Source organism: Bacillus sp. ISL-75 (genome assembly GCF_018613095.1).
In genome coordinates this window covers 1-20,340 of record NZ_JAGGQX010000067.1, presented here as the reverse complement: position 1 = coordinate 20,340, position 20,340 = coordinate 1, and the positions used below count along the sequence as shown (strand labels likewise).

Annotated in this window: 16 protein-coding genes and 1 pseudogene; 16 read left to right on the top strand and 1 reads right to left on the bottom strand. The window is 32.4% G+C overall.

Annotated features, from left to right (window positions below; translation table 11 throughout):
- The first annotated feature begins 80 nt into the window (after nucleotides 1–80).
- Nucleotides 81–230, top strand: a complete 150-nt coding sequence (locus tag J7E63_RS24940; RefSeq protein ID WP_215017483.1) for a YwzD family small protein — start codon at nucleotides 81–83, stop codon at nucleotides 228–230.
- Between the two features lie 215 nt (nucleotides 231–445).
- Here J7E63_RS24940 and J7E63_RS24935 read toward each other — a convergent pair whose 3' ends face one another.
- Nucleotides 446–1,243, bottom strand: coding sequence for an SGNH/GDSL hydrolase family protein (locus tag J7E63_RS24935; RefSeq protein ID WP_215017481.1), 798 nt, complete (start codon nucleotides 1,241–1,243; stop codon nucleotides 446–448).
- A gap of 287 nt (nucleotides 1,244–1,530) precedes the next feature.
- Here J7E63_RS24935 and J7E63_RS24930 point away from each other — a divergent pair, with 287 nt between their 5' ends.
- From J7E63_RS24930 to J7E63_RS24860, 15 genes and pseudogenes are all read left to right on the top strand, one after another.
- Nucleotides 1,531–2,280 carry a YveK family protein gene (locus tag J7E63_RS24930; RefSeq protein ID WP_215017479.1) on the top strand — a complete coding sequence of 250 codons (750 nt, stop codon included), beginning with the start codon at nucleotides 1,531–1,533 and terminating at the stop codon, nucleotides 2,278–2,280.
- The gene (locus J7E63_RS24925; RefSeq protein WP_215017477.1) at nucleotides 2,270–2,971 is read left to right on the top strand and encodes a CpsD/CapB family tyrosine-protein kinase; all 702 of its coding nucleotides are present in this window, start codon (nucleotides 2,270–2,272) and stop codon (nucleotides 2,969–2,971) included. Before J7E63_RS24930 ends, J7E63_RS24925 begins: the two co-directional genes overlap by 11 nt.
- Before the next feature lie 88 nt (nucleotides 2,972–3,059).
- Nucleotides 3,060–3,824, top strand: coding sequence for a tyrosine-protein phosphatase (locus J7E63_RS24920; protein WP_215017475.1), 765 nt, complete (start codon nucleotides 3,060–3,062; stop codon nucleotides 3,822–3,824).
- Between the two features lie 328 nt (nucleotides 3,825–4,152).
- Nucleotides 4,153–5,046: a UTP--glucose-1-phosphate uridylyltransferase GalU gene (gene galU / locus J7E63_RS24915; RefSeq protein WP_215017473.1), complete on the top strand. Its 894-nt coding sequence runs from the start codon at nucleotides 4,153–4,155 to the stop codon at nucleotides 5,044–5,046.
- A 24-nt stretch (nucleotides 5,047–5,070) separates the two neighbouring features.
- Nucleotides 5,071–5,715, top strand: a complete 645-nt coding sequence (locus tag J7E63_RS24910) for a sugar transferase (protein WP_374193799.1) — start codon at nucleotides 5,071–5,073, stop codon at nucleotides 5,713–5,715.
- Between the two features lie 118 nt (nucleotides 5,716–5,833).
- Nucleotides 5,834–6,367 (top strand): serine O-acetyltransferase, encoded by a 534-nt coding sequence (locus J7E63_RS24905; protein ID WP_215017471.1) that lies wholly within the window; start codon nucleotides 5,834–5,836, stop codon nucleotides 6,365–6,367.
- Between the two features lie 68 nt (nucleotides 6,368–6,435).
- A complete protein-coding gene (locus J7E63_RS24900; RefSeq protein WP_215017469.1) occupies nucleotides 6,436–7,644 on the top strand; it encodes a glycosyltransferase family 4 protein in 1,209 nt (402 codons plus the stop codon).
- A gap of 22 nt (nucleotides 7,645–7,666) precedes the next feature.
- Nucleotides 7,667–8,923 (top strand): O-antigen ligase family protein, encoded by a 1,257-nt coding sequence (locus J7E63_RS24895; RefSeq protein WP_215017467.1) that lies wholly within the window; start codon nucleotides 7,667–7,669, stop codon nucleotides 8,921–8,923.
- Between the two features lie 51 nt (nucleotides 8,924–8,974).
- Nucleotides 8,975–10,198: a glycosyltransferase gene (locus tag J7E63_RS24890; RefSeq protein ID WP_215017464.1), complete on the top strand. Its 1,224-nt coding sequence runs from the start codon at nucleotides 8,975–8,977 to the stop codon at nucleotides 10,196–10,198.
- Between the two features lie 217 nt (nucleotides 10,199–10,415).
- Complete coding sequence (locus tag J7E63_RS24885; RefSeq protein WP_215017462.1) at nucleotides 10,416–11,492, top strand: glycosyltransferase family 4 protein; 1,077 nt, start codon at nucleotides 10,416–10,418, stop codon at nucleotides 11,490–11,492.
- Nucleotides 11,493–11,505: 13 nt separating this feature from the next.
- Nucleotides 11,506–12,633, top strand: coding sequence for a glycosyltransferase family 4 protein (locus J7E63_RS24880; protein ID WP_215017460.1), 1,128 nt, complete (start codon nucleotides 11,506–11,508; stop codon nucleotides 12,631–12,633).
- Between the two features lie 473 nt (nucleotides 12,634–13,106).
- A complete protein-coding gene (locus J7E63_RS24875; RefSeq protein ID WP_215017458.1) occupies nucleotides 13,107–14,483 on the top strand; it encodes a sugar phosphate nucleotidyltransferase in 1,377 nt (458 codons plus the stop codon).
- A 930-nt stretch (nucleotides 14,484–15,413) separates the two neighbouring features.
- Nucleotides 15,414–16,907, top strand: coding sequence for a lipopolysaccharide biosynthesis protein (locus J7E63_RS24870; RefSeq protein ID WP_308162011.1), 1,494 nt, complete (start codon nucleotides 15,414–15,416; stop codon nucleotides 16,905–16,907).
- Between the two features lie 1,259 nt (nucleotides 16,908–18,166).
- A complete protein-coding gene (locus J7E63_RS24865) occupies nucleotides 18,167–19,486 on the top strand; it encodes a UDP-glucose dehydrogenase family protein (RefSeq protein ID WP_215017456.1) in 1,320 nt (439 codons plus the stop codon).
- Between the two features lie 281 nt (nucleotides 19,487–19,767).
- Nucleotides 19,768–20,340 (top strand): annotated as a pseudogene (locus J7E63_RS24860) (phosphohexomutase domain-containing protein); the annotation flags it as partial.

Here is a 20,340-nt window from a genome sequence, read left to right as displayed (position 1 = left end):
ACTAAAAGGACATATACATCTCGCAATGGTTCTAGTAAAATAAGGAATTATAATAAACATAAGGAGGACGAGAGGTGGAGTTGAAGAAGGAGACTAATAGAGCCAATGTAGATAATTTCTCAGAGATTGTGAGAAAGGCATACGAAACAGGCAAAAACGAGAAAGCTATCACCCCAGAAAAACTAATCGCAGACTTAACAGCAGACCTCAAAAACTTGATGGCTGTCTAATCATATATATATATATAAACAAAGGGCTGTCGAAGTAAAACTCGACAGCCTTTTTTAAATTGAAGAAAGGATAAAAATCCTAGTTTCTTCTATTATATAGCGTATTAATATTGGTAACGTTTGCAACTGATAAACTGAATTTCACTATTATTGGGTTGGCCTGGTTATGAAATCTTGGTGACCTTGCGGTTACATGAATTAAAAAAAGCGAATCATTATTCTGATTCGCTCTTGCTGTTAGTTAAAAATTTCAGTATGTACTCACTCCACACGTGGTTCCCTTGTTCACTTGGGGCACTCATGTCTGGTAGCAGATAGTCTTTCATCTCGGCAGTATTTGGATCAGGCCATGAGGACCAATGGTCGAGATAGGTAAGCTGCTTTTCCTGTGCATACTTTTTTAGCTCTTCTACCTGATGTGGGTAGATTTCTGCTTGATAAAGCGGGAAGGATGGCTGCAAGATAAAAGCTGTTTCAGGTTTGTTCTTCTTGATGTCATCAATGATTTTAGAGGTATTTTCTAAGGTATCTTTGATTAGGACTTCCCCATTATTCATGAGAATAAATGGCTCTAAGATAATTAAATCAGCATTCACATCAGCAATTTCCGTTTGTTTCTTATAGTAGAGCAATTGGGTTGAAGTGGAGTTAAAAGTTTTAAGTTCGACTTTGATATGTTGTTCGCCAAATGTTTTCAGTAATTGTTCTTTAATAAGCGGAAAAGAACCATCCGTTTCCGAACCAAGCGCAGGAGAACCAGCGAACAGAATGGTAAAGGGTTTGTCCGCTTGTAAGGATTGCCTAAATTGCTCGACTGCATTGGTAGGCCAATTACTTGTGAACTCTAGTAATTTCTGCTCCTCGGAATTCTGATCATCTATCTTGGTTGTCGATGACTGTTTAATTGGTTTATTTTTTGCCGATGCTTGCCGTTCTTGGTTCCAATGGGATTGACCTAAATAGAGCGTAATAAGGAATCCGACGGCTAATAATGCCGTTAAAAATTTCTGCATAACTAAAAATACCCCCAAAAATAGATTGCATAATAATTATAGCAGACGAGAATCAAAAATTTGCTCAATTTCATTTTATATCTACAAATATTTACAAAGAAGCATTCAAATTAGTTTAGTTAGTTAACAAAAAAAGAAATTACTGCCAAATAGTCATTTACTCTTCAAATTTCTGTAAAAATGGTGTTTAATTGGTTAAGTGGTTATTAAATAGACAAAAAAAAACAAAACACGACAAATTATGGTATAATATACAATGTTTTGTATTGAAACTTTAGGAGGCCGAAATGGAAGAGACTATTAGTTTAAAAGAGTTGCTCGAGACATTGAAAAAACGATTATTATTGATCGTGTCGATAACGTTAATTGCTGCAATTGTTAGTGGAGTCGTAAGTTACTTTTTCTTAACCCCGATTTACCAAGCTTCTACACAGATTCTCGTTAACCAAAAGAAAAGTGAACAATCTTTGTATAGCGCGAATGAAGTACAAACAAACCTTCAATTAATTAACACCTATAATGTAATCATTACAAGTCCGGCGATACTAGATAAAGTTTCGGAAGAACTTGATTTAAACATGACAGCTGCACAATTAAAAGGAAAGATTACCGTGGGCAGCGAAAAGGATTCCCAAGTTGTTAACTTGTCGGTTCAGGACCCTAGTGCAGATGTAGCTGCACAAATTGCTAACAAAACGGCGGAAGTGTTCAAAAAAGAGATTGCTAATATCATGAATGTTGACAATGTGAGCATCTTGGCAAAAGCAGATGTTACCGAAAACCCTGCCCCAATTAAACCAAGACCATTATTGAATGTCGCAATTGCGATCGTTGTTGGTTTAATGGCTGGTGTCGGACTTTCATTCTTACTTGAGTACTTTAATAACACGATTAAAAACGAACAAGATGTTGAAAAAGTCTTAGGACTTCCGATACTAGGTGTCATCGCGACGATTGATGACCAAAAGATGGAAGAATCAGCAGCACGTCGTGCAGCAAGAAAATCAACAGTAAGAGGTGAGACATTTGGTTCTTAGAAAGAAGAAATTAAACAGTAAAGATGCAAGTCGTAAGCTTGTTACAGCGGTCGATCCGAAGTCTCCGATTTCTGAGCAATACCGGACGATTCGTACAAATATTCAGTATTCCTCGATTGATCAAGAAATAAGAGCCATCATGGTTACCTCTTCAGGACCTGGTGAAGGTAAGTCGACGACAGCGGCGAACCTAGCGGTTACGTTTGCACAGCTTGGCAAAAAGGTGTTGCTAGTCGATGCCGATCTTCGTAAACCAACTGTTCATCATACATTTGCTGTGAATAACCTTTTTGGATTTACGACCGTTTTAACCAAGCAAAGAACTCTTGAAAAAACAGTTCTTGAAACACAGGAACAGGATTTATACATTTTAACAAGTGGACCGATTCCACCCAATCCTGCTGAGTTGTTAAGTTCCAAATCAATGGAACAATTTATTGAAGATGCAAATGCTGAATTCGAATATATTATTTTCGATACTCCGCCATTATTAGCGGTGGCTGATCCGCAAATCCTTGCGAATCAATGTGATGGCTCGATACTGGTTGTGTATAGTGAGAAAACCGAAATCGATCAAGCGAAAAAGAGTAAGGAATTGCTTGAACATGCCCAAAGTAAATTGCTTGGTGTGGTCTTGAATCATAAAGAACTACAAAGTAATGACTATTACTATTATTACGGGGCAAAGTGACAAGTTTCGACAAATTCCTACCTCAACCAGTGTTACTATTAAAAAAGTCGTTAAAAAATAACAGTATTTTGGAAAGAGTGTGTGACCAATGATTGATTTACATTGTCATATATTACCTGGTATTGATGACGGGGCAAGGGATTTGTCGGAAAGTATTGAAATGGCCAAGAAGGCTGTCGAACAAGGGATTCATACGATTGTTGCTACGCCGCATCATTTGAACAACCGTTACGAAAACCCAAAACAGACAATTATTAATAGAGTCAAAGAGTTAAACAAGATTTTACTAGATGAAAAGATTGATTTAAACGTTCTTCCGGGTCAGGAAACACGGATTTATGGGGAAATGGTTGATGGCTATGAAACAGGCGAAATCCTTCCAATAGATAACACACAATATGTATTGGTAGAGTTTTCGTCTAGCCATGTCCCGAGATACACGGAGAAGTTGTTTTATGATTTGCAAACGAAGGGACTTATTCCAGTGATTGTTCATCCGGAACGGAACCAGGAAATCATTGAACGTCCCGAGCTTCTTTATCAGTTTGTGAAAAAGGGAGCATTATCCCAGGTTACTGCGGCTAGTGTTTGCGGAGATTTTGGAAAAAAGATTAAGAATTTTTCTCTGCAATTAATTGAAGCAAATTTAACTCACTTCATTGCATCGGATGCACATAATACAAGTAACCGGACTTTTAAAATGAGAGAAGCATTTGACAATATTCAAGCAAAGTACGGGAATGACATGGTTTATTTGTTCCAAGAGAATGCGGAACTTGTAATTGAAGGCAGTCACGTCTATAAAGAAGTACCAGAGCGAATTAAGAAGAAAAAGTTCTTTAAAATATTTTAACCGACTAAGCCGATCAGAGTTTACAAATTATCATTTTACAACTTTATCAGGCTATATTGCCTGATCGGCGAGGCTCCCTGCCCGTTATCGATGGGGGCACTCGATTGTGCTGTGGGTCCATCAGAGGACCTTAGACGCATGTCGTCAAAAGCATGATGTGAGGCCGGGTTAGATGCCCGATTTTTAAAAATTAATCTTAAATATCTAATGAAAGAATAAGTGGTGTAAGCACTTGCAATTCCATTAGGTATTTATTTTTTTGCCCATAGTGCTTTAGTTGATAAAAGGATTTCTTAGATAAGCGAAATATTATTTGGGGGTATGAAAGGTGAAAAGAGTAAGAAAAGCAATCATTCCAGCTGCAGGGTTAGGGACAAGATTTTTGCCAGCAACAAAAGCGATGCCAAAAGAAATGTTACCAATTGTTGATAAGCCTACTATTCAATACATAGTGGAGGAAGCTGTTGCAGCTGGTATTGAGGACATTATCATTGTAACTGGTAAAGGGAAACGTGCGATCGAGGACCATTTTGATAATGCAATCGAGTTGGAACAGAATTTAATCGAGAAAGAAAAATACGATCTACTAGAAAGAGTTCAGTACGCTACAAATCTAGCAGATATCCATTACATCCGCCAGAAAGAACCAAAGGGACTTGGACATGCGGTCTGGTCTGCTCGAAACTTTATTGGCAATGAGCCTTTTGCCGTTCTGTTAGGTGATGACATTGTTCAGAGTGAAACTCCGTGCTTACGGCAATTGATTAATCAATATGAAGAAACATTCTCTTCAGTAATTGGAGTGCAACAAGTAGCAGAAAATGAAACACACCGTTATGGGATTATCGACCCTTCATCTCAAGAGGGACGTCGTTACCAAGTGAGTAACTTCGTTGAAAAACCAAAACAAGGAACAGCGCCTTCAAACTTAGCGATTATGGGTCGTTACATCTTAACACCAGAAATCTTTATGTTCCTTGACCGTCAGGAAAAAGGTGCAGGTGGGGAAATTCAATTAACGGATGCCATTCAACGTTTAAATGAAATTCAAAGAGTATTTGCGTATGACTTTGAAGGGAAAAGATATGATGTTGGTGAGAAATTAGGGTTTATAACAACAACAATTGAATTTGCACTTCAAAATCATGAATTAAGGGATGACCTTAAAAAATATATGAGAGAAATTATAGAAAAAGAACTCACTATGTTAGGAGGAAAATAGGTGAAAACGCAATCCAATAGTGAGATAGTTGATTTAAATGTTAATAGTTCTGCTCCTGTATATTATGTCATTAAGAGGATAATAGATGTTATTGGTGCTATGACTGGTATTTTATTAACCTTTCCAATTCAATTGGTGGTTATGTCATTTTACATTTTCGGGCCAAATAAAGGCCCCGTTTTCTTTAAACAAGTAAGAATAGGTAAATACGGTCAGGAGTTTTATATTTATAAATTTAGATCAATGGTAGTAGATGCGGAGAAAAAATTACGAGAAAATGAGGAGTTACACCAGAAGTATATTAAGAATAATTATAAATTAGAACAAGATGAGGATCCGAGAATCACTAGTTTTGGAAGGTTTATCCGAAAGACCAGTTTGGATGAACTTCCTCAATTTATAAATGTACTTAAAGGTGACATGAGTCTCGTAGGTCCTAGACCAGTAGTTTTAGAAGAATTAGATGAATATAAAAATAGGAAAGAAGTTTTTCTTTCTGTAAAACCTGGAATAACTGGATATTGGCAAGTTTGTGGAAGAAGTGATGTCGGATATCCAGATCGTGTAGATATTGAACTATATTATGCTTATAATCAGTCGTTGTGGCTAGATATAAAGATTATGCTTAAAACAATTTTATTAGTCATTTTACGAAAAGGGGCATACTAATTTCTATAATAATAAAGATAATATATGTAATTATAATACGTTTTTTGTATGGGGAATTTTGTTTTTAAATAGAAGGAGTGTCACGTTCCTTCTATTTATTTTTTTAGGGGTGATACAATTGAAAATAAAGATTATGTCAGATATAAAAAGGTATACTGATGGACGTGGCTTGCCTCATAAATTTATGTGTCTATTTTACTATAATGGTATTTATGCACTCTTAATATATAGAACGTTAAATTACCTATATGAAAGAAAGAATTTTTTATATAAGTTGTTATATTCAATTTTATTTTTTGTACTATATATTCCTTTTCGAAATATAACTGGTGTTGAATTACACCCTCAAGCTAAAATTGGTAGGGGAGTTTTTATACCCCATTGCACTAATATTATCATATCAAAAGACGCAATTATTGGGGAAAACTTAACCATTCACCAATCCGTAACCATAGGTGTTAATTATAATAATAATAAAGCACCTCTAATTGGGGACAATGTTTTTATTAGTTGTAACAGTACACTAATAGGGAATATAAAGATTGGTAATAATGTAACTATACTTCCTAATAGTTGTGTCACTAAGAGTTGTGAATTAGATGGTTCATTGCTAGGAGGAGTACCAGCACATCAAATTATTAAAGGTAGTTAACTTAATTACTTTCCGAATCGAATCATTATCCAAGTATAAAAAAATATACAAATATGGTAGGAGAAAATATGAAAGTTTTAATTTTTAATACACTATATTATCCAAATAGGGTTGGAGGGGCTGAAATATCTGTACAAGCTTTAGCAGAATCATTAAAAGATAAAGGAGTCACCCCAATAATTGTTACGACAGAACCATTAGATAGAAATGATAATGTTAATGGAGTAAAGGTATATTACCTGAATAATAGAAATTTATATTGGTTTGGTAACCATCACAACCACCACGCACTAAAAAAAATTGCTTGGCACCTACTTGATAATAATAATTTTTTCTTTAAGAAGAAATTATTAGAAATAATTCAGATAGAGGAACCAGATATAATTCATACTAATAATCTTTCTGGTTTTTCAATGTTGCCCTGGATACTTGCTAAAGAAAATAATATTCCTATTATTCATACTTTACGAGACTATAGTTTAATGTGTTCTAAAGGAACGATGTATAAAAACAATGAAAACTGCAAAAAGATGTGTTCGGAATGCTCTGTATTAAACTTCTATAAAAAGGGTATTACAAATAATCAATATGTTAATTCTGTTGTAGGTATATCCGAATTTGTTTTAAATCATCATAAAAGTAACGGCTACTTTAAAGACGTATCTTCAACTAGAATTTTCAATGGAGTGAATACTATTCATCCCAATCAGATTCAAATTAAAGAAAAAGGAGAAAAAATGAAGTTTCTTTACATGGGAAGAATAGAAAAATCAAAAGGGATAGAAAAAATAATAGATAAATTTCAAGATCATACGAGTATTGAATTATATATTGCGGGTGAAATATACGATTCAGAGATAAAAGAAAATCTAGATAATAATAAATATTCAAATAATATAAAGTTTGTTGGGTTTGTAAATCCTTCTGATATTCTACCAAAAGTTGATATGGTTTTAATCCCTTCTCTTTGGAATGAACCGTTTGGAAGGGTAATAATTGAAGCATATTCCTATGGAAAACCTGTTATTGCTACAAACTTAGGTGGTATACCAGAAATTGTGCTCCATGGAAAAACTGGATATATCTATGATCCTCATAATGAAGATGAGTTCGAGAGTATAATTGAGAAAATAAGTAATGATCCTTCAGTCGTATCTGAGCTTTCTACTAACATTATGGATTATTTAAAGCAATTTAGTACTGATGTAATAACAGACCAATATATAGAGGAATATAGAAAATTGGAAAATGTAAAAAAAATTAGTTCTAAAAACTAGTTACTGATATACAGGGGGCAACATGATTAATATCGATAAAAAGGATAATATTAGCCCAATTGAAATAACATTGCTTATTACTATTTTATATTGTTCTGTATATGGAATAATTTCTATTTATTTAGAGTCATTATTATTAAGAAGTTTAAAAGATTTAATTTTGGTTGTGTTATCATTATATTGTTTATTTAAAATTGTTTTTATAAAAAGAAGTTATTACTTCATTTACGGATTATTAGTTCTTTTTGCGTTTTTTATGCTAATAGGAACTATTAATTTTTTACTTGTGGATAGAGAAATTTATTATTGGATATACGGTATGAAAATCACCCTACTACCAATAAGCTTTCTATTTGTAGGATATGTGTTTGCAAAAGAGGTCTCAATAGTTTTTAAAAAATGCCTTGTTTACTTGTATATCACTTTGATTAGCGTATGGGTCTTACAATATTTTGTGGGAGTAGATACTCTTGTGAGCTGGGGCTTCGTATATGGTATTAATGTAAAGCACTTTATCGGAGGGTTACCTAGACTACCATCAATAGTAGGCTCACCTGATACTTACGCTGTTATGTTAGCGTTATTGGGTTTCCTTTTAGAAAAGGATCCAAAAATCACTTCTAAAAGATATACAAAGAGAATAATAAAGATTACTACATTTGTATTTCTAGTACTGTCAACAATTAGAACAGCTATATTATTTTGGTTAATTGCTCAGGTAGTAAGTCTGATTATAGAATCAAAATTATATTTAAGCAAAATAATCATAAGGAGAATTTCGATAATCTTAATTATTATTCCAATAATAATTATTGGAGCACTAAATATCATTTCAACAAAAACTTCAATACTCTCTAGTGAATCCCTTAAAGAAAGGATTGCAATTTGGAGTAGTAATAATACAAGAGATGATAGGATCGAAATTCTTGTAGGTAAAGGCCTAGGAAAAGTAGGTGCTGCAAGTAAGAGGTTAATAAGTATAGGGAGGGATGGTAGTAATTATTCAGTGGATAATCAGTATTTAGCAATATTTGAACAAACTGGATTGATTGGCATTATTTTATTCCTACTGTTTTTTATCGTGATTCTAACTAGGTTTATTTCTATGATTAATAATTCAAATGATAAAGAACAAAAGCTTACACTTCTTATTTGTGTATCTTTAATAGCTGGAATATTAATGTCATGTTTATTCACTAATATGCTAGAAATATTTCCTTTTAATATTCTATTTTGGCTTTACCTGGGGAAAAATCTACATTTAATAAAAAATCAATAAAGCTACCATTGTAAACTAAAAAAACAATTAACAAAGTCAAAGGAGTTCTATATGAATATTCTTTTCATAGTAGGGGAGTTTCCGAAAATCTCTGAAACCTTTATATTAAATCAAATCACTGGTTTGATAGATCAAGGACATTCAGTTTCAATATTGGCAAAAAAGCCAGAAAAAGAATTAAAGCAACATTTTGATGTAGATAAATATAATCTAATTAGTAGTTGTATATATTATAGTATTCCTAAAAGATTCGACAAGAGAGTATTTAAGGCGTTTTTTAAATCCTTGAGTAGTCTTCCCAAAACCCCAAAGGCAATATTAAAATCTTTAAATTTTGTTAAATATGGAAAAGAGGCTCTATCATTAAGATTATTCTATAGTGCACTGGCTCTCATTGACAATGATAAAAAAGATTTTGACATCATTCATTGCCATTTTGGTCCCAATGGAATACTTGGCGCCTGTTTAAAAGATATAGGAGTTATTAATGGTAAGGTATACACCACTTTCCATGGAAATGATATGACAACTTATATTAAAAATAATGGTGATAAGTGTTATAATTTTTTATTTAAAAAGGGTGATTTTTTCCTCCCGATTAGTAAATTTTGGGAGGAAAAACTTATTCATTTAGGTTGTGAACCAACGAATATAATAGTTCATAAAATGGGTGTTGATTTAAGTAAATTTAACTCTTATGTAAAAAAAGATAGGGAGGATACAGAATTTAATATTGTTACGGTAGCTCGTTTTGTTGAAAAAAAGGGTGTCGAGTATGCTATTCATGCAATTTCTCAACTTGTTAAACAAGGTCAGAAAATAAAATATCAAATTATTGGTGATGGACCGTTATATGATTCAATAAATTCTTTGATAAATAATTATGGATTAGCAGATAATATTAATATTCTTGGATGGAAAGAACAAGAAGAAGTAATAGATATTATGAAAAATAGTGATTTATTGTTAGCACCAAGTGTAACTAGCGCAGATGGGGATATGGAAGGTATACCGGTAGTATTAATGGAATCAATGGCTATGAAAGTACCAGTAATGTCTACTTATCACAGTGGTATTCCCGAACTAATTGAAGATGGAAGAAATGGCTTTTTAGTCGCTGAAAAAGATATCGATGGATTAACAGAAAAGTTGGAGTTTGTAATTCGGAATAAGAACCTACTGAATGAAATGGGAATTAAAGGGAGAAAATCGATAGAAGAAGTTTATGACATTACTAAGTTGAATAAAAAACTTGAAACAATATTTTTAACCTAATTAATAATAGGTAAGTCAATAAAGAAGAATATAAAAAATCTAAAACACATATTTCAATCTATAAGGAAGTCTAATTGCTTCTAATTTATTAGTAAAAATTTACTATATGCATAATACTAATACAGGTATAAATGTATATTTAATTTAACTATATTAAACTAAAAGCATTAATTCGATACCTTAAAATGATAAAAACCGTAAAGGTGCCTGAGAAAAAATGAAGAAGACAATATTTATTAATGGAAGATTTTTAACGCAAAGGGTCACCGGCGTTCAAAGAGTTGCAGACGAAATAGTAAAGGAATTAGATAAACAAATTAGTCAACATGAATTAAATAATGATATAGATTTTATTATTCTAACACCTAAAGTAGAAATAAGGAAACTTACCCTAAAAAGTATTAAAGTTAAAAGTGTGGGATATTTTAAAGGTCACCTATGGGAGCAGTTTAATTTGCCATTCTACACAAAGGCAGGTATGCTAATAAATTTCTGTAATACGGGTCCTGTACTAAAAAAAAATCAAATTGTATTTATTCATGATGCTGCAGTTTTTTCAAAGCCTGGTGGTTATTCGAAGAAGTTTGTTTTTGTTTACAGGAATATAATTAAAGCTCTATCTTTAATGTCTAAAAAAGTAATAACTGTCTCTGAATTTTCTAAAAAAGAGTTAGAGTCTTATATTCCATTATTAATAGGAAAGATTGAACCTATTTATTTAGGTATAGATCATATGCTTAGAGGTAAATTGGATAATAGTATATTGAATAAACATCAAATTGTTCCTGGGGATTATATATTAGCAGTCAGTAGTTTACATCCTAATAAAAACTTTCAAATTGTGGAAGATGCGTTGAATAAATTAGATAATATTAATTGCCAGTTTGTAATTGCGGGTGGAACACAATCGAAAATATTTTCTAATTCATCTATAGCACTAGAAGGAAATATCAAGTTTGTTGGATATGTTAGTGACGAGGAACTAAAAGCGTTATATAAGCATGCTAAAGCATTTATATTCCCATCTATCTACGAAGGATTTGGACTTCCACCAATAGAAGCTATGAGTTTTGGGTGCCCTGTTTTAGCCTCGACGGCTGCATCAATACCCGAGATATGTGGTGATGCACCATTATATTTTGATCCATATAATTCAAATAGCCTTGTAAAACAAATAAATCGCTTATATAACGAGAGTAACTTAACTAATGAATTAAAAGAAAAAAGTATTAAACAAAGTGAAAAATACCGTTGGAGAAAAACAGTTAAAAAAGTAATTGAAATTCTTAAATAGGAGAAATTCCATAATGAAGATTGCAATAATCCATGATTGGCTTATCACATATGCTGGTGCAGAGAAGGTATTAGAACAGATGCTTGAGGTTTATCCGGAAGCAGATTTATTTAGTGTTGTAGACTTTATCCAAAACGATGAGAGAAAATTTATAAAAAATAAAACCGTAAAAACCACATTTATTCAAAAATTACCATTCGCAAAAAAAAAATATAGAAGTTACCTACCATTAATGCCTTTAGCAATTGAGCAACTTGACTTATCAAGCTATGAAATAATCATATCGAGTTCTCATGCAGTTGCTAAAGGAGTGATAACAGGCCCAGATCAGCTTCATATTTCCTATGTTCATTCACCAATTAGATATGCATGGGACTTACAACATCAGTATTTAAAAGAGGCTAATTTGGAAAATGGAATTAAAGGGATTGCTGTAAAATTTTTATTGCATAAAATAAGGAATTGGGATTATCGTACTTCAAATGGAGTTGATATATTCTTATCAAACTCTTCCTTTATTTCGAGGAGAATTTGGAAGGTATATAGACGTGAAGCGAAAGTAGTTTATCCACCTGTAGATGTGTCTAGTTTTACGATAAAAAAAGATAAGTCCAATTTTTATATGACAGCTTCGAGAATGGTGCCTTATAAAAAAATAGATATTATTGTAGATGCTTTTTCAAAAATGCCTGACAAGGAATTAATAGTTATTGGTGATGGCCCTGATTTTAATAAGATTAAACAAAAGGCTGGAAAAAATGTTAAGTTGTTAGGATATCAATCGTTTGATATTCTTAAAGAACATATGCAAAATGCAATAGCTTTTATTTTTGCTGCAGAAGAGGATTTTGGTATTACTCCAGTTGAAGCACAGGCTTGTGGAACACCGGTTATTGCTTATGGTAAAGGTGGAGCTTTGGAAACAGTAGAAGGTATCGATTCATCAAACGAACCTACAGGACTACACTTTTATGAACAGAGTGCTGATAGTATTGTGAGTGCTGTTCATAAGTTTGAGGACAATATTCATTTATTTAGTGCTGAAAATTGTAGAAGAAATGCTTTGAAATTTTCAGAAGTTCTATTTAGAGATAAGCTACGAGAAATCGTTGAAACAGAATATGCCAAAAGGAAAAAGTAGGTAAAAAGGGGAAAGATACCATTAAGAAGTTGCTATTGTTGGTAGCAACTTATTTGCATTTGGAGGAAATATTATTAATATTTTTGTGGTATGAACTAGTTTGTTAGAAATAGAAGTTTGTATATATGAAATTGGATATCATGTGCTTTGACTAAATAATGATACCAAAAAATAGTGAAGTTGAAGCAAAGATTTCATCAATATCTAAATCAGGGGTTAGAAGACTTAATGGAAAAAATATTGATAATCGTTTTTAAGGTGTATTGATAATCATGATAGGGTTTTAGTAGTGCTGATGAAATAGTTATTGTTAGAGAATGGATTAATAAACATGTTCAAACTTTTATTTGGTGTGAAATCTTATTGGACTGAACATGCTGAAGAATATTATAAAGAAGGCCTGTACAAAGTTAGTAAAAAAGATCTAGTGGAGAAAATTATTATTAGATCTTTTATTTAGAGGAGGAACTAAGTTGAAGTTAGTTTTATTATCTGGAGGTTCGGGTAAACGGTTATGGCCATTATCTAATGATGCAAGATCTAAGCAATTTTTGAAAGTTTTAATTAATGAAGAAAATGAATTGCAATCAATGGTGCAAAGAGTCTGGGGTCAGTTAGATAAATTAGGATTAAGTGAATCAGCGGTTATTGCTACTAGCAAAACCCAAGTAGAAATGCTCCAAAGTCAAATTGGTAAAGATGTCTCAATAATCGTAGAACCTGAAAGAAGAGATACTTTTCCGGCTATTGTGTTAGCAGCATCCTACTTATTTTCTCACGAAAATACAGCTCGAGATGAAATTGTTGGTGTTTTACCCGTTGATCCATTTGTAGAGGATAAATTCTTTGCAAGATTATTAGACTTAGGAGATGTTTTAAAATCCTCTAACGCAGATTTGGCGTTAATGGGTGTAAAACCAACATTTCCATCTGAAAAATACGGTTATATTGTTCCGAATTTAGAACAATCGACTAAAGATGTTGTAAAAGTTAGTCACTTTAAAGAAAAGCCAAAAACTGAAGAGGCAAAAATATTGATAGAGCAACAAGCTCTGTGGAATTGTGGAGTATTTGCATTTAAGTTAGATAAAATCATTTCATTATTAGAGGTAAATGGTTTGCCGACCAATTACCAAGAACTTTTAACAAATTATTCTCAATTACCTAAAATAAGCTTTGATTATGAAGTAGTAGAGAAAACAGAAAATATTATTGCACTTCCATATGATGGTAGTTGGAAGGATTTGGGAACTTGGAATACATTAACTGAAGAAATGGGAACCAATATTCTTGGTAGAGCAAATATGAGTAAGGACTCTATTAATACACATATTATTAATGAATTAGATATTCCAGTTTCAGTACTAGGATTGTCAAATATTCTAGTTGCGGCTAGTCCTGACGGGATTTTAGTTACAGAAAAGGTTGCAAGTCCTCGTGTAAAGGAGTTAATTGAAAACTTGGAGCAACGGCCTATGTACGAAGAACGCCGCTGGGGTTGGTACCGGGTCCTTGAACATACCAAATACGATGATCAAACCGAGGTATTAACGAAACGTATTAATATTTCTGCTGGTGAAAATTTAAGCTATCAATATCATAATTACCGTCGAGAAGTATGGACCATTGTAAAAGGAGAGGGAGTTCTTCTTTTAAATGATGAGTTTAAAGTTATTAGACCAGGGGACGTAGTTGAAATTCCTGTTGGTATAAAACATGCAGTTAAAGCTGTAAAAGACTTGGAATTAATAGAAGTACAAACTGGAACACAATTAGTTGAAGAAGATAATCATCGCATTATTTTAACTTGGCAAGATATTGAGGATACTGTATACGCAATTCATAAATAGATATTATTGAGGCTCAGATGTATTAGGTATCATTTTTAGCACCTCTTCAACACCTTAAAAGTGTTTTAGAAAACGACGAGTTAGTTCTTAGCCTTGATGATGTTCGAAAAGGTCATATGTTCTAATGGATTCACAAACCGGATGTGTGTTGGTAAGGATCATCAGCGTAGATACGGTTCTATTCAACTACTCATATCCAAGAATATCCTTCAAATAGGTTCTTTTCTACAGTAGTTAACGATATGGTTAATCCGTTCTTTAAAGCTGTTAAATCACATTTCCTGAGACCAGTATCGGCGTTGATAATTATCATATGGTGCAAAAGGTGACTCAAGCATTCGATTAAGTAAGAAAGAAGTTTCATGCCTAGAAAAATGGGCGTTTTATTCTCTTAAAGGGTACTAAAAAGTTAACAGCTAATCAAAAGCAACGACCATAAGACGGTTCGAAGAGCACCTAGAGTTGTTTCCTATTACTTAAAAGAGCAATTCAAGGATGTGCATAAAGCACCAGACTATGGTACAGGTGAAAAACTCATAGAGGAATGAATCTAACTAGAATGTAGCAGTCCATTTTATGGATTCCATCTAGTGGCGAAAACCATGGTAAACTGGAAGGAAATGTTCGAATTGAAGAACTAACATAACATTTAAACAATCAAAAGATGTGCCTTTGGATTTAGAAATCTAGAAAGATTCCACCAACTTTGTGGTCTGTAAGCTGATGAAGGAGTTACCATAGATTGGGCACCAAGCTAGCCGACTTATTTCTGGAATTGAGTGTAAACCACAGAATTTGGTGAAGAAACAATATTATTAAAAATTCAAAAGAGTTTGAGTATCAGTACAGAACCCATTCGATATAACTGAAACTCATTACTATGTCCTGTTTTTTATTTTGTATAAATTTCGAGAAATTATTCTAATAAAGGTGATTGTCGAGGGGCAAAAATTAATAATAGTAACACAAAAAGAGGTGAATAATAGAAATTATTCTATTAATACTATGAATATTTTTTTAAAAAGACTTATAGGTTTTTCAATAGGACCAATAGCCGGTGCATTTATAGCTTTTATAACAATCCCTTTGACCACATACTTTATTTCTCCAACTGAATTTGGTAAAGCAAGCATGTTTACTTTATTTCAAGCATTAATAGTTACCTTTTTGTATTTGGGATTTGATCAGTCCTATACAAGAGAGTATCATGATTCCAAAAATAAAGTTAATTTATTAAAAAATGCAATGATATTACCTTTAATTTTATCTATTGTTTTATTCTTTTTCGTCTGTACTAATCTCAACACTGTTTCTACACTGTTATTTGATTCAGGAAAGTACAATACAGCTTCTTTATTATTTGGGTTAACTGTAGTTTTTATGACTGTTGAGCGGTTTATTTTACTTTCCATTAGAATGGAAGAAAAAGCATTAGAATATTCGGTAATAAATGTTTTAATAAAAATTAATATATTAATTTTAACTCTCTTTTTTGTCTCTATGATCAGGCAAGACTTTTTAGCTGTTGTTTATTCTACAGCAATAGGTCAGCTTATTGGTGATGTATATCTAATAATTAGATATAGAAAATATTTAGACTTCAAGAACTTTTATTTTGATAAGGATTTATTTCTCAAACTATTAAAATTTGGTATCCCTTTAATCATTGCTGCATCAGTTAACAATTTATTGAACTCACTAGATAGATTAGCTCTAAGAAGATGGAGTGATTTTTCTGAAATAGGTATTTTTACTGCAGCGTTAAAAGTATCAGCTACTCTATCAATATTACAGGTCAGTTTTACAAGTTTTTGGGTTCCTACAGCATATCGTTGGTATAATCAAAACAAGGATATAAAGCATTTTAAAGTAGTTAGTAACGTACTTTTATTGATAATGTCCTTTTTGTTTTGTTTGATTTTGTTATTAAAGGATTTAATTGTTATTTTATTATCGCCTGATTATGAGAATGCCAAATTTATTATAGGTTTTCTATGTTTGCAACCAATTATGTATACAGTAAGCGAAACAACTACATTAGGTATAGTTTTTTCAAAAAAAAGTCATTTGAATATTTTGGTAAGTATACTTTCTATTATACCCAATATTATTTTAAATATTATTTTGGTTCCTAAATTTGGTGCAATTGGAGCTGCAATTGCAACAGGTGTTTCATATATTTTCTTTTTCCTTGGAAGAAGTTACTATTCAAATAAACACTGGATTGGTTTTTCGTTAAAAAATCATATTTTAGTTACATTAACTATTTTTATTGGTGCACTAATAAATACTCAGAGTTATAAATATATAAATTTTATTAATTTCCTGTTGCTTTTTTTAATTCTTATGATTCAAATACCTACCATAAGAAAAATAGTATATATATATATAAAAAAGAATGATAATGAATGGGATTTTTCATAACTTAATTCAACAAAATTAGTAGTTTACAGCTTTGGGAATTCTAAACGCGGTGGACCGTATGGTCTACATTAAACTTTATTCTAAATTGGAATTTATCTATCATCAAGGATTTATGTACTAGCTTAAAATAAAAGTTTATTGGAATTCAGCAAACAAAAGATTGTTAGAGGATACTTTTTGATGTTTCATAATCGTATTTTGTGATTTCCACTCAATTCTAGAATAAGAAAGCTAGATTGGTGCCCAAACTAGAGAAACTCCTTCATAAGCTTCTATTCAACTACCTGTGAAAAGCTGATGAAGGATCATGTTAGGCTATCTAGTCTTTATAAGATATTTTTCGTAAACTCCAAAAATATATATAGTCTATATTTTCAAACCTTTTTTTAATGTTCTTATACTTTGGTTTTCTAATAGACTTTTTGTAATTGGAGTAAGAAAGGTACTGAAGAATCTTAGTTTTTCAGTTTTCTAAGGGTTTCCCAAATTGATGAAGCTAATGACTGCTCCATGCTAATTGGACCAATTCCTCTAAGAGAACTTCACCTGTATCATAGTCTTACACTTTATCACCTCTCAGAATATTTAATTTAGGATATAAACGTAAGACAAGGTAGGAATTTAGATGCTAATACCGTCCAATTTACCATTGTTGCTTAGGAGGTTTCTACCTTCTCTAAAGAAAATGGGATGACGATATATGACGTCTACTAACTATATTTAAAAATATGGTTTTTGCCAAAAATTCCTCCAATCTCCTACCTTAAAAGGTAAGGGGGGAGCTGACCAGACGGCTAGGATTGAAGTTACAGTTACAGTTATGAAGATTACTTAACCCTCTAATAGATTTAGGAATTAATTGGTAAAACCTACTAGTTTAATACCTAATCTAATGTTCAGAAATATCATCCTCAGATGGTTATTGGTTCTGCCTAGGTCATCCAGCTCAGAAGTAGCTAAGTTTTATTTTGTGGTTAAAGGTATATCTCTGGAGGTAAGGAGAAGTTACCCTCATCAATGGAGCTGTTATGAGTAAGTTAAATAAATTATATTATAATGAAATAGTAAGCTTCCAATTAGTAGGAGTGTGTCCCTATAAATGGTATCTTTGTAATATGACCAATATATACTAGGATAAAAATTTGGGTTATAATAGTATTTGATTTTTCTTTTATCTAACGTAAGAACCAAATAAGACAAAATTAAGTTATTTAATAATTATATTGCATGAAAATATAAAATCAAAGGTGGAATATAAAGTGAAAATTGCTGTAGCAGGAACTGGATATGTTGGCTTAGTAACCGGTGTATGTTTAGCAGAAAAGGGACATTCAGTTTCTTGTGTAGATATAGATGATAGAAAAATACTATTAATGAGTTCAGGAATCTCTCCTATTTATGAACCAGGTCTTGAAGAGTTAATGGTAAAAAATATTGATAGATTGAACTTTACCACCAACTACAAAGAAGCTTATAAAGAAGCTGATGTTATCTTTATTGGAGTTGGAACTCCAGAAAAGCCAGATGGCTCAGCCAATTTAAGTTATGTCAATGCTGTAGCTATACAAATTGCTGAAAGTATTGAGAAAGATTGTGTAGTAGTTATTAAATCTACAGTTCCAGTCGGAACAAATGATAAGATTGAGAACTTAATCAAAGCTAACCTTGTTCATAACGTAAAAGTAAGTATAGCTTCAAATCCTGAATTTTTGTCACAAGGTACAGCAGTTAGAGATACCTTAAATGCCTCTAGGATTGTAATAGGTGTAGAAGAACCTTCTGCTGGTGAGGTATTAACTGAAGTATATAAGGATTTTGGTGCACCTATTTTGGTTACAAATAGGAAAAGTGCGGAAATGATTAAATATGCATCTAATGACTTTTTAGCACTGAAAATTTCATTTATTAATGAAATCGCGAACCTATGTGAAATTATTGGTGCAGACATAGAAGATGTTGCCCTTGGTATGGGTTATGACAGTCGTATCGGTAATAGGTTTTTGAATTCAGGTATCGGTTACGGAGGGTCTTGTTTCCCTAAAGATACAAAGGCATTACACTGGTTAGCCAATTTCCATGATCATGAATTAAAGACGATTAAAGCAGCAATTGATGTAAACGAAAATCAAAAGTTAAAATTAATAAAGAAATCAAGGAAGTATTTTGATAGTTTAAAAGGATTGAATGTAGCAGTTCTAGGATTAACCTTCAAACCAGGTACGGATGATTTAAGGGAGGCTCCATCATTAGTCAATATCCCAATTATGCTTGAGGATGGGGCTAATGTAAAAGCATGGGATCCAGTGGGTATTGAAAACTTTGAGAAACTATACCCAGAGAATATCACCTATTGTTATTCTATTGAAGATACTCTTATGGATGCAGACGTATGTTTTATTTTTACAGAATGGGATGAAGTCAAAGATTTTGATTTATCTATTTATAGCAAACTAATGAATAACCCAATCATTCTTGATGGTAGAAACTGCTATGATCTTACTAGTGCTAAGAAGGCAAAAATCATTTATGACTCTATTGGGAGAGAAACAATTAATAATTTAGAAGTTTCATTAGTTTAGTAATTCCTTTTCGTATTGGAAGACATCAATGTTCAGTGCCCAAAATAAAAGGTAAAAGAAGCTTTTTGTATTTAAGGGGGGCATTTGTCCTCCCTTCTTTTTGCTTTTTGTGGTGGAAAAAATAGCCCGTTGCTTATTATTTATCCTATATTGTTTAAGAACATAATTTACATAGTAGACATCATAGAGAAATGGGAGATACACGATGACTTGGTTTGATAATGCAGAAAAATAGTTCTCATTTAGTAAATTAGAAAAGATTTAAATGATCAATTACATGAAATGAAAAGTTATTAGAGGACAGTTTTTATAAACACTTAGAATTCGGTACTGGCAGAATGCGTGGAGAACTTGGACCCGGTATTAATCGTCTAAATACTTACATTATCCGTAGGGCAAGAAGGTCTTGCTTGTTATATTTCAGAGTAGGGGGAAGTGGCAAAACAGAGAGGAATTGTCATTGCTTACGATTCCCGTCATAAGTCGCCAGAGTTTGCGTTAGAGGTGGCTAAAACAGTTGGAAAGCACGGGATTAAGGCATGTGTATTTGATGAGTTACGTCCGACACCAGTACTTTCTTTTGCTGTAAGCCCATTTAAATGCTTTTTCTGGAGTGGTCATTACAGTAAGTCACAATCCATCAGAATACAACGGTTTTAAAGTATATGGAGAAGACGGTGGCCAGATTCCACCAGAAGTAACAGATACCATTATTCATTATGTAGATGCGGTTGAAAATGAGTTAACTGTTGAAGTAGCTGAAAAACAAGAACTAATCACAAGCGGATTTTTAACCTACATATGTGAAGAGATAGATCAAGCTTATATTGAATGTATATTGCCATTAGAAAGTG

Coding starts and splice junctions, on each gene's coding strand:
- J7E63_RS24935 (WP_215017481.1), bottom strand. CDS start 1,243: ATGCAGAAATTTTTAACGGCATTATTAGCCGTCGGATTCCTTATTACG.
- J7E63_RS24930 (WP_215017479.1), top strand. CDS start 1,531: ATGGAAGAGACTATTAGTTTAAAAGAGTTGCTCGAGACATTGAAAAAA.
- J7E63_RS24920 (WP_215017475.1), top strand. CDS start 3,060: ATGATTGATTTACATTGTCATATATTACCTGGTATTGATGACGGGGCA.
- J7E63_RS24900 (WP_215017469.1), top strand. CDS start 6,436: ATGAAAGTTTTAATTTTTAATACACTATATTATCCAAATAGGGTTGGA.
- J7E63_RS24895 (WP_215017467.1), top strand. CDS start 7,667: ATGATTAATATCGATAAAAAGGATAATATTAGCCCAATTGAAATAACA.
- J7E63_RS24890 (WP_215017464.1), top strand. CDS start 8,975: ATGAATATTCTTTTCATAGTAGGGGAGTTTCCGAAAATCTCTGAAACC.
- J7E63_RS24885 (WP_215017462.1), top strand. CDS start 10,416: ATGAAGAAGACAATATTTATTAATGGAAGATTTTTAACGCAAAGGGTC.
- J7E63_RS24880 (WP_215017460.1), top strand. CDS start 11,506: ATGAAGATTGCAATAATCCATGATTGGCTTATCACATATGCTGGTGCA.